General features: G+C 57.3%; 16 protein-coding genes and 2 pseudogenes. 9 read left to right on the top strand and 9 right to left on the bottom strand.

The window, feature by feature from the left end; genetic code table 11:
* Positions 1-28: 28 nt before the first annotated feature.
* The 3 genes from XM38_RS21825 to XM38_RS21815 all read right to left on the bottom strand — a co-directional run bounded on the left by XM38_RS21825 (position 29) and on the right by XM38_RS21815 (position 2,913).
* Positions 29-259, bottom strand: a complete 231-nt coding sequence (locus XM38_RS21825) for a hypothetical protein (RefSeq protein ID WP_088431044.1) — start codon at positions 257-259, stop codon at positions 29-31.
* Positions 260-264: 5 nt separating this feature from the next.
* Entirely contained in the window at positions 265-864 is a 600-nt protein-coding gene (locus tag XM38_RS21820; protein ID WP_080813577.1) for a superoxide dismutase, read from the bottom strand.
* A gap of 435 nt (positions 865-1,299) precedes the next feature.
* Positions 1,300-2,913 (bottom strand): adenylate/guanylate cyclase domain-containing protein, encoded by a 1,614-nt coding sequence (locus XM38_RS21815; RefSeq protein ID WP_088431042.1) that lies wholly within the window; start codon positions 2,911-2,913, stop codon positions 1,300-1,302.
* Between the two features lie 517 nt (positions 2,914-3,430).
* On the opposite strand from XM38_RS21815, the gene uvrA reads away from it, so the two are divergent.
* The 8 genes and pseudogenes from uvrA to gap all read left to right on the top strand — a co-directional run bounded on the left by uvrA (position 3,431) and on the right by gap (position 14,684).
* Positions 3,431-6,430 (top strand): excinuclease ABC subunit UvrA, encoded by a 3,000-nt coding sequence (uvrA, locus tag XM38_RS21810; RefSeq protein WP_088431040.1) that lies wholly within the window; start codon positions 3,431-3,433, stop codon positions 6,428-6,430.
* A gap of 32 nt (positions 6,431-6,462) precedes the next feature.
* Positions 6,463-6,703: pseudogene (locus tag XM38_RS29220) on the top strand (DUF4160 domain-containing protein).
* A gap of 537 nt (positions 6,704-7,240) precedes the next feature.
* Positions 7,241-9,829 (top strand): DNA polymerase III subunit alpha, encoded by a 2,589-nt coding sequence (locus XM38_RS21800; RefSeq protein ID WP_088431038.1) that lies wholly within the window; start codon positions 7,241-7,243, stop codon positions 9,827-9,829.
* A 19-nt stretch (positions 9,830-9,848) separates the two neighbouring features.
* A complete protein-coding gene (locus XM38_RS21795) occupies positions 9,849-10,526 on the top strand; it encodes a hypothetical protein (RefSeq protein ID WP_080813580.1) in 678 nt (225 codons plus the stop codon).
* Between the two features lie 120 nt (positions 10,527-10,646).
* The gene (locus XM38_RS21790; RefSeq protein ID WP_080813613.1) at positions 10,647-10,877 is read left to right on the top strand and encodes a DUF433 domain-containing protein; all 231 of its coding nucleotides are present in this window, start codon (positions 10,647-10,649) and stop codon (positions 10,875-10,877) included.
* Between the two features lie 73 nt (positions 10,878-10,950).
* Positions 10,951-12,300: a helix-hairpin-helix domain-containing protein gene (locus tag XM38_RS21785; RefSeq protein ID WP_088431036.1), complete on the top strand. Its 1,350-nt coding sequence runs from the start codon at positions 10,951-10,953 to the stop codon at positions 12,298-12,300.
* Between the two features lie 596 nt (positions 12,301-12,896).
* On the top strand, positions 12,897-13,532 hold the full coding sequence (locus XM38_RS21780) for an alpha-ketoglutarate-dependent dioxygenase AlkB family protein (protein WP_080813584.1): 636 nt from the start codon (positions 12,897-12,899) through the stop codon (positions 13,530-13,532).
* Between the two features lie 99 nt (positions 13,533-13,631).
* Positions 13,632-14,684: a type I glyceraldehyde-3-phosphate dehydrogenase gene (gap, locus tag XM38_RS21775; RefSeq protein WP_080813587.1), complete on the top strand. Its 1,053-nt coding sequence runs from the start codon at positions 13,632-13,634 to the stop codon at positions 14,682-14,684.
* 52 nt (positions 14,685-14,736) lie between these two features.
* Here the strand turns inward: gap and XM38_RS21770 are convergent, their stop codons facing one another.
* Positions 14,737-15,231, bottom strand: a complete 495-nt coding sequence (locus XM38_RS21770; protein WP_080813589.1) for a pentapeptide repeat-containing protein — start codon at positions 15,229-15,231, stop codon at positions 14,737-14,739.
* 112 nt (positions 15,232-15,343) lie between these two features.
* Positions 15,344-15,781, bottom strand: coding sequence for a heavy metal-responsive transcriptional regulator (locus tag XM38_RS21765; protein WP_080813591.1), 438 nt, complete (start codon positions 15,779-15,781; stop codon positions 15,344-15,346).
* Positions 15,782-16,038: 257 nt separating this feature from the next.
* On the opposite strand from XM38_RS21765, the gene XM38_RS21760 reads away from it, so the two are divergent.
* On the top strand, positions 16,039-16,482 hold the full coding sequence (locus tag XM38_RS21760; RefSeq protein ID WP_202978946.1) for a DUF1801 domain-containing protein: 444 nt from the start codon (positions 16,039-16,041) through the stop codon (positions 16,480-16,482).
* Between the two features lie 491 nt (positions 16,483-16,973).
* Here the strand turns inward: XM38_RS21760 and XM38_RS21755 are convergent, their stop codons facing one another.
* The 4 genes and pseudogenes from XM38_RS21755 to XM38_RS21740 all read right to left on the bottom strand — a co-directional run bounded on the left by XM38_RS21755 (position 16,974) and on the right by XM38_RS21740 (position 22,781).
* The gene (locus XM38_RS21755; RefSeq protein WP_088431034.1) at positions 16,974-18,098 is read right to left on the bottom strand and encodes an ABC transporter permease; all 1,125 of its coding nucleotides are present in this window, start codon (positions 18,096-18,098) and stop codon (positions 16,974-16,976) included.
* 358 nt (positions 18,099-18,456) lie between these two features.
* Positions 18,457-19,563 (bottom strand): ABC transporter permease, encoded by a 1,107-nt coding sequence (locus tag XM38_RS21750; RefSeq protein WP_088431032.1) that lies wholly within the window; start codon positions 19,561-19,563, stop codon positions 18,457-18,459.
* Positions 19,560-21,510 (bottom strand): annotated as a pseudogene (locus tag XM38_RS21745) (ATP-binding cassette domain-containing protein). The gene XM38_RS21750 and the pseudogene XM38_RS21745 overlap by 4 nt, the downstream one beginning before the upstream one ends.
* Positions 21,510-22,781: an HlyD family secretion protein gene (locus XM38_RS21740; protein WP_202978945.1), complete on the bottom strand. Its 1,272-nt coding sequence runs from the start codon at positions 22,779-22,781 to the stop codon at positions 21,510-21,512. The pseudogene XM38_RS21745 and the gene XM38_RS21740 overlap by 1 nt, the downstream one beginning before the upstream one ends.
* Positions 22,782-22,901: the final 120 nt, after the last annotated feature.

The following is a 22,901-nucleotide window of genomic DNA, read 5'->3' as shown; positions in this document are numbered from 1 at the left end:
TCCTGACGATGGCACCAGCCCCCTAACATTACTGGGACGACTGCATCCCCTGCAGGCGGCGATTCACCCATTGCTTGGCTTGCAGCACGGCCTCGGTGCGGGAGCGGGCATAGGGGACGGCCACCGCACAGCCCTGGTCATGATTAGCCCAGGCACCATAGGTGACCTCGCCGTCCCATTCCCCCTGGTCGATCTGAATACACCAACCTCGGTAGGTGAAGGTGAGGACAATATGGGGATAGTCAGGGTCTAGAATCATGGTAATTATTGGGCCGCTGCCAGATTTTCAGCAGCAAAGTCCCAATTGACCAGATGCTGTAGAAAGGTCTGGATGTAGTCGGGCCGTCTGTTTTGATAATCCAAATAATAGGCGTGTTCCCACACATCCATGGTTAACAGGGGCACTTGATTATGGGTAAGGGGATTGTCGGCATTGGCCGTTTTGGTTACCTTGAGCTGGCCATCCTCTAGCACCAGCCAGGCCCAGCCGCTGCCAAATTGGGTGGCGGCGGCTGTTTTAAAGGCCTCGACACACTGGTCAAAACTGCCGAAATCAGTCTCAATTTTCTCGGCTAATTTGCCACTGGGCTGACTGCCACCGGGGGTCATGCTGTTCCAGTAAAAGGTATGATTCCAGGCTTGGGCGGCATTATTGAAAATCCCTGTCTTGGTGGGATCTTTGGCCACAGTTTTAATCACCTGCTCAATGGGCTGGCTGGCTAATTCTGTTGCCGCTACCGCATTGTTGAACTTGGTCACATAGGCGGCGTGATGTTTGTCGTGATGGAACTCTAGGGTGGTCTTAGAAATGTAGGGTTCTAAGGCACTGTAGTCGTAGGGCAGGGCCGGTAGTTGGTAAGCCATGGTGGTGATCCTCTCCTCTCAATCTGTCATGAATTCAATCTGTCATGTCTGTCATGGATGACAGCATGACCATACTGCTAAAGTGCTCTGGGTTTCTATGCCCAGGGGGGGGTGGGGATAGGGAGATGGGCTTGGCCCCCCATAAGAAACCTTGAGGATCCGGCTAGGCTGAATTTAGGTGCATGACGGCCTGGGTAAAGAAAGCGCAGCGGGACTACGAAGGCTTTGCTAAGGCCTCTGAGATGCACTGATCTGGAGTGCTGCGGCAGTCTTAACCTCAGGAAGGGGTTTGGTTAGATATAGCGCTACCGTCGTCACCGTTGATGCACCTATTTGTCACTGATTGCGATTTAAGGAGGAGTCGATGGATTTTGCACTTGCCGCTATGGTGTTCGGAGCCGTATTGGTGCTATTTACCCGGGATGTCTTTAAGGGCTAAGCACCAGACTCACCGGACCTATTACCCTTCGCTGTGCCAGGGGCACTCCTGTCCAGGCGTACCGACTGGGTCAGGGAGAACACCGGCAGCGGCTGATCTAACCCCCGCACTGGCTGGGGGGGCAGGGCCTGCAGGGGTATATCCGCGGGCAGGGCGACACGGGTGGCGGCGGTGAACAGCAGGGGATAGCCAACGGTCTTGGTCAGGCTTTCTACCCGAGAGGCAATATTCACCGTGCTGCCGATGGCGGTGTATTCTAACCGCTGGGGGGAGCCAATGCTCCCCACCACTGCCGGGCCGGTGTGCAGGCCGATGCCAATGGCCAGCGGCGCGATGTTTTTCTCGGCCAAGATTCGATTCAGCTGTTCTAAACTGCCCAGCATGGCTTGACCCGATGCGATCGCACGGGCAGCATGGTCGCCGTCCGGCTCCCCCACGCCGAATAGGGCCATAAACCCATCCCCCAGAAACTTATTCACCATGCCCCCATGCTGGTGCTCCACGATCTCCACCATGTCAGCCAAGAAGAGGTTGAGTAGGGCCACGATCTCCTGGGGGGTACTGTGATTGCAGCGGGCGGTAAAGTTTCGCAGATCGGCAAACATCACCGTCAGCACCTGTTCGGTCCCTCCCAACCCCGGATCCTGCTGCAGAATCTGCCGGGCCGCCTGTTCTCCCACATGGCGGCCGAAGGTTTCCAACAGATGCTGCTTGTCTCGCAGTTCCGTCACCATGGCATTGAAGGCATCGATTAAGGTGCCGAACTCATCCCCCCGGGGTTGGGTAATTTGCACCGTTAAATCACCCTGGGCAACCCGTTTAGCCGCATCCTGCAGCATGTCCACCGGCTCCACCACCAGCTGAGACAGCATCCAGGCACTGACCAGGCTAAACCCCATGCCCAACAGCCCCACCAACAGAGAAAACGACCCCATATTGTTGGCATTGGGCACAAACTCCAGCAACAACAAGGAAGCAATGGGGCAGATGCTGGCGGAGACCGCCCAGAAGGTAATGCGATTTTTCAGGGTGAGGGGATAGGCCCCGGGAATCTCAGCCGGATGGGCCTGGCGAAAAAAGAGGGGATAGAGCAACCGTTGGCTGAGGAGGTCGATGGTGAAGCTGCCGTGGGTGAGGGCAATCACCGTGGAAATCAAGATGGAAATGGGCAGGTGAATCCACACCTGGGGGGCCAAGGGGTCAGCGGTCCGCTCTAGCACCGTCAGAAACACCGGGATACATAAGAGCCAGCCAATCCCAGCCACCAGCATGGACAACCAGGGTAGGTTGATCACCCGCCGTTGGGCCGCCATCAGTCGGGCAGGCGGTACCGGCTGATCCGCCAGCAGACGACTAGCCACGGGCCGCAGGGAGAAAAACAGCCAGAACCAAAAGACCATGGCGGCGGGATACACCGTCAGATTAAAGACCCCAATCGCCTCTTGAAACACCTGATGCTGGACCGGGGTCAGCAGCGGTTGAATATGGCTGAGGTTGTACCAAATATTGAACGCACTGCCGATGAGCTGGGAGGGGGCCAAGGACAAGGCTGTGATCAGTAGTCCCTGGCGGCGGCTCCCAGGTAGATGAGCATGGCGACCGGACGACATGGTAGACTCCTTGGCGGTCACAAATGGTTGCCTGGGTTAGACAACGTTAACCCTGGGAAAGCGCGCCTAGGCTAAACGCTACCCAACCGGCGGATTAGTACACTGACTGGTTACTGATAGACAGGCAGACGGAGAGACTCATTCCGCCTGGGCCTGAAGATGCCCCTGACTTTTCTTACACAGTAGATGCTGATGGCGCCATCATTGGCCATCAAGGAGCTGGCCATGGGATTTCCCAGATCCCCAGGGACGTGGCGTGTCTATAGGATCGCCATAGGGACTGTGAATCAGCCGCTTTGCCGCCAGGCATCAGAGGATCTTCAACGGGAGACTGTCCATTTCCGCACTGGCGCCAACTTACTGCTGCGGAGAACAGATTCCCCTTGCTTTCCGTGAGCGGGCTACTATATTAAGAACTGTATTGCCTACGATGCTAGATCCATCCCTTGAGCGGCTATGCCCCAGCGCGATTCTCTTCTAGACCAGGCCCACAACGGTAGGGCAGTGGCGGCAACGAGTGCTGGGTCGGCCCGCCTCTCCTGATGATGATAATGTGATCCGGGTACGGGGGGCGCGACAACACAATCTCAAAGATATTGACCTGGATCTGCCCCGGAATCAGCTGATTGTGTTTACGGGGGTATCAGGCTCCGGCAAGTCGTCCCTAGCCTTCGATACGATTTTTGCCGAGGGGCAGCGACGCTATGTGGAGTCCCTCAGTGCCTATGCCCGCCAGTTTTTGGGCCAGGTGGACAAGCCCGATGTCGATGCCATCGAGGGGCTGAGCCCGGCCATTTCCATCGACCAGAAGTCCACCTCCCATAACCCCCGCTCTACGGTGGGTACGGTGACGGAGATCTATGACTATTTGCGGTTGCTGTTTGGCCGAGCCGGGGAGCCCCACTGTCCCCGATGCGATCGCAGCATCGCCCCCCAGACCATCGACCAGATGATCGACCGGGTGCTGGAATTGCCAGACGGCACCCGGTTTCAGCTGTTGGCCCCGGTGGTGCGGGGCAAGAAGGGCACCCACAAGAAGCTGCTGTCCGCTCTGGCCTCGGAGGGATTTGTGCGAGTCCGGGTCAACGGCGACATCCGTGACCTCACCGATGCCATCGAGCTGGACAAAAACCAGGCCCACACCATCGAAGTAGTGGTAGACCGACTGGTGAAAAAGCCAGGGCTGCAAGAGCGGCTGGCTGACTCCCTGGCCACCTGCCTGAAGCGCTCCAGTGGCATTGCCGTCATCGACGTTTTGCCAGACCGCAATCGGGCTCAAGCGGGGCAGTCTGGCGAGTCTAAGGTGGTGCCGCTGCGATCTCAATCTCTGTCTGACTCACTGCCCCAGGCGGCAGAAGGGGAAGCATCCTATGGCCTACCGCCGGAGTTGGTCTTCTCGGAGAACTTCGCTTGCCCGGAACACGGGGCCGTCATGGAAGAGCTGTCGCCACGGCTGTTCTCCTTCAACTCCCCCTACGGCGCCTGTCCCCATTGCCATGGCTTGGGCAACTTACCCACCTTCGCCGCCGATCTAGTGGTGCCCGATCCCAAACTGCCGGTCTACGCCGCTATTGCCCCCTGGTCGGAAAAGGACAACACCTATTATTTCTCGCTGCTCTACAGCGTTGGCCAGGCCTTTGGCTTCCAGATTCAAACCCCCTGGGAACAGCTGACCCAGGAGCAGCAGCAGATCGTACTCTACGGCTGCGACGAGAAGATCTACATCGAAACCGACTCCCGCTATCGGGATCGCAAAGGCTATGAACGGCGCTATGAAGGGGTGCTGCCCATCTTAGAGCGCCAGTATCGCGATGCCAGCTCCGAACTCTACAAGCAAAAGCTGGAAAAATACTTGATCGATCAGCCCTGTGACGTGTGTCAGGGAGCCCGGCTCAAGCCCGAATCCCTGGCCGTACGCATGGGCCCTTACAATGTGCTCGATCTGACCAACGTCTCCATTCGCAAATGCCTGGAGCGGATCAAGACCCTGGCCGGTGATGAGGGAACGCCGCTACTATCCTGGCGCCAACGCCAGATCGGTGAACTAGTGCTAAAGGAAATCAAGGCCCGGCTACAATTCCTCATCGACGTAGGCCTCGACTATCTGACCCTACACCGCACCGCCATGTCCCTCTCCGGCGGCGAGGCCCAGCGTATTCGCCTAGCCACCCAGATTGGCTCCGGCCTCACCGGCGTCCTCTATGTCCTAGACGAGCCCAGCATCGGCTTGCACCAGCGTGACAATGACCGCCTGTTGCGCACCCTGACCCGGCTGCGGGATCTGGGCAATACCCTGATCGTGGTGGAGCACGATGAAGACACCATTCGGGCTGCCGACCACCTAGTGGATATTGGTCCCGGTGCTGGTATCCACGGCGGCCACATCGTGGTCCAAGGCCATATCGACGACCTGACTCAGGCTGCAGATTCTGTGACTGGGGCCTATCTGGCCCGGCGCTTGGTGATTCCCACCCCAGCCCAGCGGCGGCCCGGCAATCGCCGCAGCCTGAAACTCCACGGGGCCCGTCGCAACAACCTGAAGCATATCGACGTGGAGATTCCGTTGGGGCAGTTCGTCTGTGTGACTGGGGTCTCGGGCTCCGGCAAGTCTACCCTGGTGAACAACTTGCTCTACCCGGCCCTGCAGCACCACTTCGGCAGCAAAGTCCCCTTTCCGAAAGATCTAGACAAGCTCTCGGGACTCAAGGCCCTGGATAAAGTCATCGTCATCGACCAATCCCCCATTGGCCGCACACCCCGCTCTAATCCGGCCACCTACACTGGAGTGTTCGACGTCATCCGCAACCTCTTCACCGAAACCATCGAGGCTAAGGCCCGCGGCTACAAGGCGGGGCAGTTTTCGTTCAACGTCAAGGGGGGACGCTGCGAAGCCTGCAGCGGCCAGGGCGTGAATGTGATCGAGATGAACTTCCTGCCGGATGTCTACGTGCAGTGCGAAGTCTGCAAAGGGGCCCGCTATAACCGGGAGACCCTGCAGGTGACATATAAGGACCGCACCATTGCCGATGTACTCAACATGACGGCAGAAGAAGCCCTGGACTTTTTCCAGAATATTCCCAAGGCGGCCAGCCGACTACAGACCATGGTGGATGTGGGCCTGGGCTATATTCGCCTGGGGCAGACGGCCCCCACCCTCTCTGGAGGCGAGGCGCAGCGGATGAAGCTGGCCTCGGAACTGGCCCGCCGCGCCACCGGCAAGACCCTTTATTTGATCGACGAACCCACCACCGGCCTGTCTTTTTACGATGTGCACAAGCTGTTGGATGTGGTGCAGCGCCTGGTGAATAAGGGCAACTCGGTGCTGATGATCGAGCACAACCTGGATGTGATTCGCTGTGCCGACTGGGTCATCGACCTGGGACCGGAGGGCGGTGAGCATGGCGGTGAAGTCATCGCCGTCGGTACTCCAGAAGAGCTGGCCCAGCAGCCCCACTCCTACACTGGGCAATACCTGGCTAAGGTGCTGGCAGACCATCCGGTAGCTGCTCTGACTTGACGAAGCCCCTGATGGTTTTAGTAAAAAAGATAGTGCCTACAATCAGCTGGTTCTACGGAATAGTCATTTTCATCGAATTACAATGACCATCAGCCACCTCACTTCCATGCTCGCTATCAGGACCAGGAAGTTATCGTAGCAATAGAGACCGGGTTAGTAGAGGGAAAGATGTCGAAGCGAGCCCTGAGAATGGTGCTGGAATGGTTAGATTTGCATCAATCAGAGCTGATAAATAATTGGAAACTCGCCAGACAACGCAAAGCCCTACGATGATTACCTTGGCCACCTCGGGAATACTAACCCTAGACCTCGGTTATGGCTCCTTTACTAAACGAACAGAACAGCCCTCCGCTTACTACGGAGGGCTTTTTTTGGCGGGATTATCATATGCCTCTCAGCCTCGCCCGCTAAAGCTTTACCGTCTGTTTACCTGGACTTTGCATACTATGGATATGTCCCCGAATGCGTCCGACTGATAACTCCCTCTGCCCCTGGCAAGCCAGGGGCTTTGCTGTTTCAGCTTTTAGATAGACCTGCTTGTTGACAACACTCGGGAGTGGGGTAGGAGCCATGCGATCGCATCTTGCTTGTCAGCCCCAGTCTGGTGGGCAGGCATCCCAAATGGAACGAGATACTCCGAGTTGCGATCGCCTATATGTGGGGGATTATTCGCCAAAACGTCGACAAATCGACTAGATATAGAGGAGCAAATCCGCTACCCTTAGGAGCAGCCTAGTCCGCTCAGGCAACCTACGGTGGGCGAGAACTGGGTCAGCCTAGTAAATTTGAACTATAGACAGACTCCTCATCATGTCCTTTGTCGGCCTGCACATTCACAGCAACTACAGCCTGCTCGACGGGGCCAGCCAACTGCCCCAATTGGTTGACCGGGCCGTAGAGCTTGGCATGCCAGCCATTGCCCTCACCGATCACGGAGTCATGTACGGGGCCATTGAGATCCTGAAGCTGTGCAAAGGCAAAGGCATCAAGCCGATCATCGGCAACGAGATGTACATCATCAATGGCGACATCACTCAGCAGCAGCGGCGGCCCCGCTATCACCAGGTGGTGCTGGCTAAAAATACCCAGGGTTACAAGAACCTAGTGAAGCTGACTACCATATCCCATCTGCAAGGGGTACAAGGCAAGGGCATCTTCTCCCGCCCCTGTATTAACAAAGAGCTGCTAGAGCAATACCACGAAGGGTTGATCGTCACCAGCGCCTGCTTGGGGGGCGAAGTGCCCCAGGCGATTCTGCAGAAGCGTCCCGACGTAGCCCGGCGGGTGGCTCAATGGTATAAAGACCGCTGCGGCGACGACTATTACCTAGAAATCCAAGACCATGGCTCCCCGGAAGACCGCATCGTCAATGTGGAACTGGTCAAGATTGCCCGGGAATTAGACATTAAAATCATCTGCACCAACGACTCCCATTACATCTCTTGCAACGATGTGGAGGCCCACGACGCCCTCCTCTGCATCCAGACGGGCAAGCTGCTGACCGAAGATAAGCGGCTGCGCTATAGCGGCACCGAGTACCTGAAATCCGCCGATGAGATGCGGCAGTTGTTTCGCGATCACCTGAGCGACGAGGTGATCGACGAAGCCATTCATACCACCCTGGAGGTGGCCGACAAGGTGGAGGAGTACACCGACATCCTGGGGCAGCCCCGCATTCCTGACTTCCCAATTCCAGAGGGGTTTGAGGGAGCAGAAGACTATATGGCTCACGTGGCTAAGGAAGGCCTGGTGAAGCGGATGAAGGTCTCCCGCTATGGCGAGGTGGACCCAGTCTATCGAGAGCGGCTGGAGTACGAGATCCAGCTGATGATCCAGATGGGCTTCCCTACCTACTTTTTGGTGGTCTGGGACTATATTCGCTTTGCCCGAGACAATAAGATTCCGGTGGGGCCGGGCCGGGGCTCGGCGGCAGGCTCCCTGGTGGCCTATGCCATGGGCATTACCAACATCGATCCGGTGCACCACGGGCTGCTATTTGAGCGCTTCTTGAACCCAGAGCGCAAGTCCATGCCGGATATTGACACCGACTTCTGCATCGAGCGCCGGGATGAGGTAATCAAGTATGTCACCGAGCGTTACGGAGAAGAGCGGGTTGCCCAAATCATCACCTTCAACCGCATGACCTCGAAGGCGGTGCTGAAGGACGTGGCCCGGGTGCTGGATATTCCCTACGGTGAGGCCGACCGCATGGCCAAGCTGATTCCGGTGGCTCGGGGCAAACCGGCGAAGCTGAAGGTGATGATCTCGGATGAGACACCGGCCCCAGAATTTAAGCAGAAGTATGACAGTGATCCCCAGGTGCACCGCTGGATCGATATGGCCATGCGGATCGAGGGCACCAATAAGACCTTTGGGGTACATGCGGCCGGGGTAGTAATTTCGAAGGAACCCTTGGATGAGATTGTGCCGTTGCAGCGCAACAACGACGGTCAGGTGATCACCCAGTACTACATGGAGGATGTGGAGGCCATCGGCCTGCTGAAGATGGACTTCCTGGGGCTAAAAAACCTGACCATGATTCAGAAGACCGTTGACTTGATCGAGCAAAGTCATGGTCAACAGGTGGATCCCGATGACTTGCCCATGGATGATCCCAAGGCCTTTAAGTTACTGGAGAAGGGGGATCTGGGGGGCATCTTCCAGCTGGAGTCGTCGGGCATGCGCCAGATCGTGCGAGACCTAAAGCCCTCGGGCCTGGAGGATATTTCCTCGGTCTTGGCCCTGTATCGCCCAGGACCTTTGGATGCGGGGTTGATTCCCAAGTTCATCAACCGCAAGCACGGGCGGGAATCCATCGACTATGCCCATGAGATTTTGCAGCCGATTTTAAAAGAGACCTACGGCATCATGGTCTACCAGGAGCAGATCATGAGAATTGCCCAGGACATGGCGGGCTATTCCCTGGGGCAGGCGGATCTGCTGCGACGGGCCATGGGTAAGAAGAAAGTGGCCGAGATGGAGAAGCACAAGGGCCACTTCATTGAGGGCGCAGTCAATAATGGCGTGCCCAAGAAGACAGTGGAGGTACTCTGGGATCAGATGGTCAAGTTTGCCGAGTATTGCCTCAGCTACGACACCGAGGTGATGACGGTGGAGTACGGCCCGCTGGCGATCGGCAAAATCGTTGAGCAGCAAATTGAATGCCAGGTTTACAGCGTGGATGCCAATGGCTTTGTCTATACTCAGCCCATCGCCCAGTGGCATCGTCGTGGCTATCAGGAAATTTTTGCCTACCAGCTCGACAATGGCACTACGATTCGAGCCACGGCAGATCACAAATTTATGACTGTCGCTGGGGAGATGCGGCCCATCAACGACATCTTTGAACAGGGGCTAGAGTTAAAGCAGGTGGACGTGCCGTCACCTGCGATTGCATAACTCTTTCAGGAGACGTGCTATGAAACAGCTTCTATTTTCGAATCTCACCCTGACTGACCTCAAACCCCTTGTCGGGATTGATGAACAAGGTATTAGTAGTGATTCTTGGATGAAGAACGTAGATGGAATAGAGCTGGGCGACAATGAGCGGCGGCAGGTACAAGATGTGCAGGCGCGGCTGGTCAACTATCGCACTCAGCTTGTGAATGAAGCCACCGTTTGGGCACGGGCTATCTATCCGATTTTGGTATTGGCAGAGCGAGATTTTGTTCAGGCTTGGACGGAAGTCGCCTTAAAGGGAACCTATAAAACTTTCGAGCTTTCCGGTTTAGTTGATGGGGTGTTGGGAAAAGGGCTGTCGGGTGAGATTGAAGCGCCCTATTTGGTAGTGGTTGAAGCTAAACGCGGCATCGGAGCCCAAAACCCTCAATACCAACTCTATGGTCAGCTTTTAGCTGCTGCTCGCATGAACTGGGAACTAGATCAGCGCGATCCACAAGTGGCATTTGGCTGCTATACCGTTGCCGATGTGTGGACATTTGTGCGGGCTGAGGTAATGGAAATGGAGAGCGATCGCCCAGCACTGAAACTGGAACCCTCCCGGGAATACAGCGAAAAGCTAGAGGCCGAAACGATTTTGAAGATCTTGAAACAAATAGTCACGGAGAAGTTAGAGGCATTGAGTACGGCTGCTTGATCCATGGTTGAGAATTGTTAAACAAACATCAATCAGTTTCGGCAAGTTCATGGCATTGGCGTAACAAAGATTAGATCGAAAAGATAAACAGTGGCGTTCATATAAGTGGAAAAATTCAAGATGTTTGAACGAATAACTTTTGATCCAGAAATTATGGGGGGAAGGGCCTGCATTCGTGGCATGCGTATTTCTGTGTCTCTAGTATTGAGCTTATTAGCGAATGGCATGTCAACCACAGAAGTTCTAGAAGCTTATCCCTATCTTGAAGTGGAGGATATTTCAGCGTGCTTAGAATATGCCGCTTTCCTTGCTAGCGAGGAAGTCCATAGCCTGACGGAGAGCGCAGCGTGAGATTCTTGGCGGATGTAGGCGTTTCACCGTTAACAGTTAACGCATTGTTAATCGGATTTAGGAGTTGGAGAGAATGGTCAAAATTATTCGTCGAAAATCATTGGGGATACAGCCGGTCTATGACATTGGCGTTGAACCAGACCACAACTTCTTGCTGGCCAATGGTCAGGTGGCCTCCAATTGCTTTAACAAATCCCACTCCACCGCCTACGGTTTCGTTACCTTCCAAACCGCCTATCTGAAGGCCAACTATCCGGTGGAATACATGGCGGCGCTGTTGACGGCCAACAGCGGTGACCAGGACAAGGTGCAGATGCACATCGCCAACTGCGTCGCCATGGGCATTGAGGTGTTGCCGCCGGATATCAACAAATCGCGGGTGGACTTTACCCCAGAAGGGCAGCAGATTCTCTTTGGCCTCTCGGCAGTGCGTAATGTGGGACTGGGGGCGATCGAGTGCATTCTGCAGGAGCGGGACGAGAATGGTCCCTTTCAATCTCTAGCAGAGTTATGCGATCGCATCTCCCTCCATGCCGTCAACCGCCGCGCCCTAGAAGCCTTGATTCTCTCTGGAGCGTTGGATGTCTTCAATGCCAATCGCAACCAGCTCATGCAAGACCTACCGTTCGTGGTGGAGTGGGCCCAAGGACGAGCCCGGGATCGAGAAGTAGGGCAGGGCAATCTGTTCGACATGTTCAGCGGTGGCAGTGACGAGGGCATTGCGGCGCCGGGGGGCTATGAGACTGCTCCCAGTGCTCCCCTAGTACCTGACTTCGACCCCCAGGAAAAACTGCGCCAGGAAAAAGAACTCCTGGGCTTTTACGTCTCCGACCATCCCCTCAAGACAGTGCAACGTCCGGCCCGGATGCTAGCCCCGATTAACCTGGCCGATCTGGAGGCCCAACCCGATAACACCACCATCAGTGCCATCGCCATGTTGGCCAGTGTCAAACCCGTCGTAACTAAGAAAGGCGATCGCATGGCCATCGTGCAACTAGAAGACCTCTCCGGTCAGGTCGAAGGAGTTGTCTTCCCCCGCTCCTTCGAGCGCATCGGCCAGCACATCATTGCCGATGCCCGCCTGATGATCTGGGGCAAGGTAGATCGCCGTGACGATCGGGTGCAGCTCATCGTCGACGATGCCGAACCCATCGAGACTGTGCGCCTAGTGATGGTAGAGATGGAACCCCGGACGGCCGCCGATATCGAGCAACAACATCGCCTGCGCAACGTCATCCGCAGCCACCAAGGTACCGACTCGGCCTTTGCCCGGGTGCCAGTGGTAGCCATGATTGGTCAAAATGAAAATCGTCAACTCGTACGCCTGGGCGCCCAATTCCGTGTCGACGATCCGGAGGCCACTGTGAATGCCCTGGTAAAAGCCAACTTCAAAGCCCACGCCACCCCCTTGCTGCCGCGCTAGAGCCACGCTATCGGGATTGTCGATTAGCAGTTAAAGATCGCCTTCCTCGACCAGGAATGATAGACCTCGATAAGACCACGCTTAATCGCTCCAAGCCAGGATCTCACCCGGGGGGAACGAGATCCCCCCGGAGCCCCTACGACCAGGGCGAACCGCTTGTAATGAGCGCAGTCGAACTACTGCCCTGGACCCTGCGGAAAGGCCTGTCGGTTGGTCGTTCAAGATCGCGTCGCATCGGCGGGGACGCAAGGGGCTCCTCTACCTGACGAGTAGACCAAAGCAGAGCCAGGAAAGGGAATTTTGACCGTTGGCCTGTTGAGGGTTGAATTCAACCATCACTGGGAGAACTCAAAACTCAAAACTTAAAACTCATCGCCCCGCGGGTCCTTCCCTGACCCCTCATAACGTCCCTCGCTTAAGTAAAACGACCCACGCTACCTACTTTCTTCCCCCTCTCCCCCTCTCCCCATCACCTATCCACCCCTCGACTTCGTTGCTCCTACGGAGCCGCTGACGCGAACGGGACGAACTCTTCACTCTTCACTCTTCACTCTTCACTCTTCACTCTCCGTCCTCCGCTCACCCCATCATGTTCCATGTCCAGTCTCCTAATGCTCAACAGCGAGCCCTGCCAACGCCATCAGCTTCCCGACGGAGAGTTGTTCTACTATCCCCAGTGGGTATCTGATCCTCCCAGCCTCTTCGAGCATCTACAGCAGACCATCCCCTGGCGACAGGATTGGATTAGCCTCTACGGTAAGCGCCATCCCCTGCCGCGACTGACCGCTTGGTATGGAGACCCAGGAGCCGCCTACACTTACTCCGGCATCGCCATGGCCCCCCAGCCCTGGACGCCGACGCTGGCCCGCCTGAAAGCCGCCCTGGAATCCGTGGCCGGAGTCCCCTTCAACAGCGTGTTGCTCAACTACTATCGTCATGGTCGCGACAGCATGGGCTGGCATAGCGACGATGAGCCAGAACTCGGCCCCAACCCAGTGATTGCCTCTCTCAGCCTAGGGGGATCGCGGCGATTTGTACTGCGCCACAAGAGCAAACCCCAGCTAGCGAAACTCGACCTCACCCTGGCTTCCGGCAGTCTGCTGATCATGGCGGCTGCCACCCAACATCACTGGCAGCACCGGGTGCCAAAAACCACCAAGCCGGTAGCTCCTCGCATCAATCTGACCTTTCGTTGTATTCACCGGCAGTCTCCCGAGAACTTCACAGATTGATAACTAAACCTTGAAAGAAAAGGGTAAATCCTCTGATAGATTGGCAATTCCCATTTACATATGGAGTGAGTACACCTTACCCAGAAGGATTAATCCAGCATGGCACCCTTGAAAGTTGCAATTAATGGCTTCGGACGCATCGGTCGCTTAGTGTTCCGAGCTGCCATCAAAAATCCCAACATCGACTTTGTCGGCATCAACGATCTGGTGCCTCCGGAGAATCTAGCCTATCTATTGAAATATGACTCCACCCATGGTCGCTACCAGGGGCAAGTTGAGGCCAAAGACAATGGCATCGTGGTGGACGGCAAGTTTATTCCCTGCCTCTCGATGCGTAACCCAGCTGAGTTGCCCTGGGCCGACTTCGGGGTCGACTATGTGGTGGAATCTACTGGCCTGTTTACCAAGTACGATGGCGCCAAAAACCATTTAGATGCTGGGGCCAAGCGGGTAATACTCTCGGCCCCGACCAAAGACCCCGACAAAATTCCCACCTTTCTAGTGGGCGTCAACCATCAAACCTTCAATCCGGCTACCGATACCATCGTCTCCAATGCCAGCTGCACTACAAACTGTCTGGCGCCGGTGGCCAAGGTAATCCACGACAACTTTGGCTTCCTGGAAGGGTTGATGACCACCGTCCACGCCAGTACGGCCACTCAACCCACGGTAGATGGCCCCAGCAAGAAAGATCTACGGGGTGGTCGTGGGGCTGGTCAAAATATCATTCCCGCTTCCACTGGGGCGGCCAAAGCCGTGACCCTGGTATTGCCAGAACTGAAAGGCAAGCTCACCGGCATGGCCTTTCGGGTGCCTACCCCGGATGTGTCGGTCGTCGACCTCACTGTGCGCACCGAGAAAATCACCAGCTACGGCGAGATCTGTGCCGCGATGAAAGCCGCTGCTGAGGGACCCATGACCGGGGTACTCGCCTACACCGAGGATCCAGTGGTCTCCTCCGACTTTGTTACCGACCCCCACTCCAGCATCTTCGACGCCGGGGCTGGCATCGAACTCAAGGGTAACTTTTTTAAGCTAGTGTCCTGGTATGACAATGAGTGGGGCTACTCCAACCGGGTCGTCGATCTGATGCTGCACATGGCCCAGCAAGATGGCATTCTCTCGGGGGTGCAGATTCCAGCTACGGTCTAATCCGTACCTTCCCACCCCATCACTCCCCCACTCCCTGATTTGCCCACTCTCGCTAGCAATGGCTATTGCAAAGACTGCCGTCGGGTAAAACGGTCTGGCAAAATTTAGCGTTCTTCAGATCGGCACCGTTAATCAATGCCTGGGATAGGTCGGCGTGACGTAAGTTGGCCCAGTAGAGGCAGGCCCCCCGTAGGTCGGCGTGGCGCAGGTCTGCGCCTTCTAAATTGGCATGGCGCAGGTTGGCGTCACGCAAATTGGCGTTGCTCAGGTCGGCGTTGACGAGGGTGGCCCGATGGCCGTTGATGCTGTGTAAATTGGCCTGACTCAGGATCGCCTGATTAAGGAAGGTACCCCTTAGATCGGCATGGGCCAAGTTAGCCCGATAGGCATTTACACTGGACAAATTACTCTGGGTCAGGTTGGTGTGGTGCAGATCTGCCTGGCGCAGATCTGCATGGGCTAGATAAATGCGATGAAGATCGAGGCCACTCAGGTTGTGGCCGCGGTAATTAATGGGCGAGGGTGACTGAATCACGTGAAAAACCATGGTTCGCTACCACTCTAAGCTCGACACCCCGTTGCGATCTCGGCGCGCCTGTTTTCTTTGTAATAGCTCAAAGGGGCGGGGAGTGAGGCCAGCCTGTGACCTAATGAAACACTTAACTGCCGGGGGATGTCCCCCGTTCGATGATGGGACAAATGTCCGCCTCAGCCATCTCTAGGTCATCGGCATTACGCATCAGGGCTATGAGTTGCCGCCGGAGTAAGGATAGTTCGTCGATGCGTTGCTCAATGACCGTAATTTTTTTCTGCAGGGTCTGCCGCACTTCCTGGCAGGGCATGTCACCTCGGTCGTGAATAGCTAAGATATCGTGAATTTCCTGCAGGCTGAGGCCGAGGGTCTGGGCCCGTTTGATGAAGTGCAGCCGGGTCTGGGTCTGGGGAGAGAATAGGCGAAATCCTCCCGAGGTACGGCGAGTGGCCTGAATTAGATTTAGGTCCTCGTAATAGCGAATGGTTTTGACCGGGACTCCACTGGCGCGACTGAGTTCACCAATGCGGAGTAGGGAGGAAAGGGTAGATGCCGTCTCAACCATGGCATTGCAGGGGTGACCATAGGATCAGCTTAGCTTGGATTGTCCTCGATGACTTGGCCCTCAATGGTTAGGCTTTGCATCGCTGCGCCTACCTCGACGGCAGGCTCTCAGCTTAGGTCTACAAAACTGGGATGCACTCTGGTTACAGAGCATCCCAGGGAGCCAGTTTGCCCAGCCGGGTAAAGCCAAGGTGACTGCCGGATTCATGTGGGCACCATCGAAACGATTCACGTCGGTTTTGGAGACCAGCAAGGCTGGTGACAGCCTCGCTGAGTTTAATGAGCTGCTTTGGTGAGGCGATGATGAGGAAATTGTTTCGACTCGACAACACGGCAAAGTGCCATCCATCGGTAGTCTGGTGGTTTGGGGCTCACCAGGATCCACTTGGTGCCATTGCGCAGCGTTGGTTCGAGGCACTCCGATCTTGCGGGCCGGACGTCGAGGAAACCCTGCATGACGGCCAACCCACTGCATGCGTGGACGGCGCGGCATTTGCTTACGTAGATGCATTCACGTCTCATGTAAATGTCGGTTTCTTCCAGGGAGCAGAGCTGCCTGACCCGGAGGGCATGCTGGAGGGCTCGGGAAAGTTTATGAGACATGTCAAGCTCAGACCGGATGCGGAAGTAGACCCTACAGCCTTGTCAGCGTTGATTGATGCTGCATACGCTGACGTGAAGACGCGTCTCAAAATGGAGTGAAGAACTGACTGGCAGGGCTGATTCAAAGTGACGAGATAAAAATTAAGCTGTAAGGCAATCTCTATTGCTGGTGTTGCCATGACCCTGATAGAAGCCTGACAGACCGTTCCCGATTATCGCAGTGCTCGCGGGAAACGCCATCCGTTACGGATTATTTTGGTCTTCATCGTGATGGGGTGCCTAATCGCACCAGATAGGCCCCACTCAATGCTTGAGTCGCTACCACAAAATGCTTCTGCCGCTCCTCCGTCTCCTCGTGCTGGCGCCAAAACCAGGACAATGTGAGGGGGGCAAGGTTTTTAAGGGGGACGCGGTGACTCCAGAAACAGTGCTAGTAAGCATTAGTGGTATCGGTGCAAGGTGATTGATTCAACCCGCGAGAGTGACCTGCGGGTAGCGCTGAAAAAGTTTTTCCAGTTCCTAGCCACAGAAAAGGGCATTGTCAATCAGACGGCCCTGGATGCCCTGACGTGACCATCCCTTAGTTCTGCTCAGGTTAGCTGAGAGCGGAAGCGATGGATGCTGACCCCCAGCAGTAGCACGGCAAAGAGCAGCAAGGCCATGATCTCTGGTAGCAGCACCTCTAGGCCAACGCCCTTGAGGATGAGGCTGCGGGCGATGGTGACGTAGTGACGCAGGGGGTTTAACCCAGAGAGCACCCGAAAGAAGGGGGGCATGCTCTCGATGGGTGCGATCGCACCCGACAGCTGAATCAAGGGCACATTGAAAAAGAACGACGTCAGGATCACCTGTTGCTGATTGCGGGCCAGGGTAGCCAACAAAATGCCAATGCCGATGGCCACAAACACATAGATGGCCGAAAGCAGCAAAAACAGCCCGAAATGACCGCGAAAAGGCAGATTAAACACCCCACGGGCCAGGGCCGACGCCAGCAACACATCCCCCATCAGTAGCACAAACAGGGGCGCAATCTTAGCCGCCAGAATCTCCCAGCCCGCCGCCGGCGTCATCAGCAACTGCTCCAGGGTACCGACATCCTTCTCGCGAATTACCGTCGACGACGACACTAGGGTGCCGGTCAGGGTCACCACCACCCCCATCACCCCCGGCACAAAAAACCAGCTACTGAGCAACCCGGGATTGTAGAGAAAGCGCACGGCCGTCTGCACCGGCTCCTGGGGCTGAGGCGACTGCAGCATCTGCCCGTAGTGGGTAATCAACTGCTGCAGATAACCCCGGGCAATGCCGGCGGTGTTGGCATCCACCCCATCGATCAACCCCTGCACCTCCACCGCCTTGCCCGCCGCCAGGGCCTGATCAAAGTCGGGAGGAATCACCAGCCCCGCCGTCACCCGGCCAGTGCGCACCTGTTGGGCCAGGTCGGCTTGCTGCAGCTGGTAAGACTCCACGATGAAGACATCATTGGCCACCAGAGTCGAGACCAACTCCCGGCTGGCGGCGCTGTTGTTGTAATCCACCACCCCCAGACTCAGCCCCGTCACCTCCGGATCCAGGGCCAGGCCAAAGATCAACAGCTGGATGGTGGGCGGAAACAACAGCAGAAAAATGATCTGCCGATTGCGCAGAATCTGACGGACTTCCTTCAGGATTAAAGACCAGAGGCGGGCGGTGAGTAGAGAGCGTAGGACAGTCATGGGGCAGAAGGTAGAAGGCAGAAGGCAGAAGGCAGAAGGCAGAAGGCAGAAGGCAGAAGGCAGAAGGCAGAGGCAGAAGGCAGAAGGTAGAAGGCAGGAAAGTCCATCGCTACTCTGCCGATGCAACGCGATCAATAACAACCAACCGACCAGCCCGTCCGCAGGTCCAGGGCAGCGGTTTGCCCTGGTCGTCGGAGTCCGAGGGGAGCGAAATCCCCTCGGGTGAGCTCTCTGGTTTGGAAAACTAAGTGCGGTCTTATCGAGGTACAGCACTGCCGACCAGCCCGTCCGCAGGGGCGAGGACGACGGAAAAACGGCCAGGAGGCCAGAAAAGAAAGAGTAGGGTAGGCAGCTAACATCACTCCGAAAACTGCATGGCTCGCAACACCTGGCTGGCAACGACAAAACAAAGGCCCCCAATCAGAGCAATCATCAGGGGACCATACCAAATGCCGCCCCAGCCGGTACCCCGGACAAAAGCATCCCGGGCGATCTCCATGTAATAGCGAGCCGGGATGATATTGGGCAGCAACGACAGGGGAAAGGGAATATTCTCGAGGCGGTAGATGAAGCCAGAGAGCAACAGAGCCGTGAGAAATCCGACGATGGCCGTGCCCTGCAGAGCCGCCGTTTGATTACTGGCCCGGGCTCCCACCAACAGACCGAAGGCGACACTGGCAAACAGATAAAGCAAGGTACCCAGCAGCAGGGGCGAAGGATCGCCGCGAAAGCTGAGGCGGAATAAGATCACCGCCATCGTCATCACGATCAGGGCTTCCCCCAAGCCGACGATGACATAGGCCAATTCCTTGCCCAACAGCCACTCCCGAGCGCTGAGATCCGAGGCGTAGACCTGGACGATGGTGCCCTGCTCCTTCTCCCGCACCATGGCCATACCCGCCAACATCGAGGGAAACACCCACAGCACTAGGCCGAAGATGCCGGGGACGATGAATAGCGACTCCTGCCGACCGGGGTTGAACCAGAGGCGAATCTGGGGAATCACCGGAGATAGAACGTCAGGGATAATGCCCTGGGCTCGGAGAAAGAAGCGGGTGGTGCCGCCCAGGCTATTTTGAATGATGCGGGCGTTGTTGACGTCGGTGCCATCCACCAGCGCCTGTATCGTGGTGGGTTTGCCGGCCCGAATCCGCTGGCTAAAATCGGGGGGAATCACCACCGTGGCCTTGGCTTGCCCGGCATCGATGGCCGCCAGGGACTCATTGGCTTGTAGGGGAGTGGGGACAAACTGATTGGTGGCCAGCAACCGGGCCGTATAGCTGCGGCTGAGGGCACTGTTGTCGAAGTCCTGCACGCTGAGGGGAATGTTGTCGGCTTCCAGGCGAATGGCATAGCCGAGAATCAGCAGCACCGCCAGGGGCAATAAGAAGGCCAGGGCCACGGTGAGGCGGTCGCGGCGGAATTGGTTGAGCTCTTTGACACATTGGGAGAGGACGCGGTTCATAGTTGGTTTGCCCGTTGCACAATACCGATAAAGGCGTCTTCTAAGGAAAAGGGAATGACGCGGCTAGAGTGGATGGGAAATCTGCTCCGCCTGCAACCATTCGTGGACTTGCTCTAGGTCCCGGTCGGCATCGTCTACCACCAGGTGCAGCCGATCGCCGAAGATAGAGACCCGCCAGCCTTCCAGCTGCTGCTTCAACAGATCGGAGGCGGCCTGGGTTTGGGGTGAAATCACCTCCACCAGATGCCCCGGCTGGTTGTATTTGATCTCACTGGGGGAGCCCTGGGCCACGATCTCTCCAGCTACCATGAAGGCCATGTGGTGGCAGTTCTCGGCTTCTTCCAGGTAATGAGTAGTGACGAGAATGGCGGTGCCGCGGCGGGCAAAGTCGCGAATCAGTTGCCAGAACTGCCGTCGGGCCAGGGGGTCGACGCCGGAGGTAGGTTCGTCCAGGAACAAAATATCGGGTTCATGCATGACGGAGGCCCCGAAGGCCACCCTCTGCTTCCAGCCCCCAGGCAGGCTACCAGTGAGGATGTGCTCGCGGCCCACCAGGCCACAGGTTTGCAACACCCAATCGATCTTCTCCCGCCGCAGCTGCCGGGGGACGCCGTAGACGCCGCAGTAGAAGTCCAGGTTTTGCAAGATGGTGAGGTCGTCATAGAGGGTAAATTTCTGGCTCATGTAGCCCAGACGCGATCGCACCTGGGCCCGATGCAGATGCTCAGTTTCTCCCGCCAGCTCCATGGTGCCGCCGCTGGCGGGCAACAGGCCGCAGAGCATCTTGATGGTGGTGGTCTTGCCGGCCCCATTGGCCCCCAATAGGCCGAAGATCTCGCCATAGCGCACGGTGATGTCCACCCCCTTCACCGCCTGAAAGTCGCCGAAGGTCTTGGTTAGGGCCTCGGTGGCCATGGCGATGCCTCCCGGCTCTTTGCCACTGCGGTAGGCGGGAAACTCGATGTAGGGCGGGTCTTCTCCCTGCTGGCGCAGGCGATGGACGAAGACATTCTCCAGGGTGGGGACATCCCGCCGCAGATCGGTCAGGGCCAGGTCATGGTCCTGCAGCACCGTGCGGATCTGCTGCTCTCCCTGATCGGTGTCCTGGACCATGACATCCAGGCGATCGCCGAAGGTCTGAATGTCGACGATGGTACCGCCGCTCTGGTGCAGCACCGTTTCTGCCCTGACCAGATTCTCGGCCCGGAGCTCGATACGGCTAAAGCCGAGGCTGTGCCGCAGTTGATCGGGGGTGCCCATCTGCTGAATCTCACCGCCGTAGATCAGGGCGATGCGGCTGCAGCGCTCCGCTTCATCCAAATAGGGGGTAGCCGCCACCACCGTTACCCCCTCCGTCGCCACCGCCGCCAGCAGATCCCAAAATTCTCGCCGCGATACCGGGTCCACGCCGGTGGTGGGCTCATCCAGCAGCAGCACCTGGGGCTGGGTAATCAGGGCGCAGCAGAGGGCCAGCTTCTGCTTCATCCCGCCCGAGAGCTGTCCCGCCAGCCGGTCAGTAAAGCGATGCAGATCGACGCGCCGCAATAGGGTGTGCGATCGCATCGCCGCCTCTGCCGCTGGAATGCGCCGCAGCCCGGCACTATAGCGCAGGTTCTCGGCAATGCTCAAATCGCTGTAGAGGGAAAACCGCTGGGTGACATAGCCCAACTGCAGCCGCGCCTGTTGAGGCGTTGTGCCCAACACCGCCACCTCCCCCGCCGTGGCCGCCATCACCCCAGCCAGAATCTGAAAGGTGGTGGTCTTGCCAGCCCCATCCGGGCCGATGAGGCCGAAGATCTCTCCCCGAGTCACCGCAAACTCGATGCCCTTGAGGGCCTCTAAGGCACCGTAGGATTTGCGCAGCTGCCGCACCGCAATCACTGGCTCCGTCGTCACGGGGGCCGTTTTCCCCCTGGCCGCCGCTGCGTGGGAAGGCAATGGTGCCATCACTCCGCCCCCGACTGCTCTAGCAGAATGGTGCCATCGGCCGGCATCCCTGGTTTGGCAAAGCCGCCCGGGTTCTCGATGCCGAGCCGTAAGCCAAACACCTGGTCCACCCGGTCTTCTTGAAAGTAAATATTTTCCGGCGTAAAGGACGCCTCCGTATCCACCGCCGACACCGTAGCCTGCAGGGGCTGCTCCGGGGCCGAGTCGAGAAATACCTGGGCTGGCTGCCCCACCCGTACCAGTCCCACCTCCCCCTCGGGAATATAGCCGCGCAGGTAGACCTCCTCCAAATCCACCACCGTGATCACCGGCGTGCCGGCGGCAATTACCTCCCCCGGCTCCACCATGCGGCTGACCACAACGCCATCGATGGGGCTTTTAATCTCTAGATCCTGTAGGCGGGCCTCGATCTCGGTATAGTCTGCCTGGGCCTGTTCCAGGTCGGCCTCGGCTGCCGCCAGCTGGGCCTTGGCCTGCTCTTGCTGTTTCCGCAGTCGCTCCACCTGAGCCCTGCGAATGTCTGGATTCAGTTGGCTGGTCTGGGCCTGGGTTAACACGCCTTGGGCCGCACTCACCTGCTGTTGCGCCGCTGCCACTGCCGCTTGTCGGGCCGCCAAGGTATCCCGAGCCGTCTCAAAGGTCGTTTGGATCTGATCAAACTGCTGCTGGGGAATGGCGCCCTGGGCCAACAGGCTGGCGAAGCGCTCTCGATCGGCTCGGGCCAGGGCTAGGGCCGACTCTGCCTGCTGTACCTGAGCCCGGGCCTCGGTCAATTGGGCCGCGGCGGCGGCAACGGCAGCCTGGGACTGACGCACCTGCCCCGCCGTATCGCCCTGGGATTGTTGCAGGGCCAGCTCTGCTTCCACCACCTGACTGGCCAACACATCCAATTGCAGCCGGGCCTGAGTCACCTGTTGTTGCGCCGCCGTCACTCTGGCTCCGGCAGCCTGCAACTGGGCCCGCACCTCGGCATCATCCAAGCGGGCAATCACTTGGCCTTGGCGCACCACACTGCCCTCCCGCACGGCGATGGCGGCCACTCGCCCGCCGACCTTGGCCCCCAGATCGGTCTCATAGCCCTCGATGCGCCCACTGAGTTCAACAGTGCTGTCGTCAGGCCGACTCCACCAATATCGCAACCCAACACCGGTGGCCACCACCAACAGCACCAAGGGAATTAGTACTGGCAGGATCCGCTTCAGGCGGGCTTTCCGGTCAGGCTGCGCCTGATGGGGAGCTGGGGCTGACTGGGTCGATGCAAACTGAGTCATGGTGAACGTCCCATACCGGGTCATGGCTATACTATACGGTATAGTTTGAATTGCAAACAGCCATTAAGCAGTCATTAAGATAGATCTCGTTTCGTCTGCAGGTTTTTCGTCATCTCAGAG

Origin of the sequence: Halomicronema hongdechloris C2206, from assembly GCF_002075285.3 — a bacterium.
GTDB lineage: Bacteria > Cyanobacteriota > Cyanobacteriia > Phormidesmidales > Phormidesmidaceae > Halomicronema_B > Halomicronema_B hongdechloris.
This window is presented reverse-complemented; position numbering and strand designations above follow the sequence as displayed.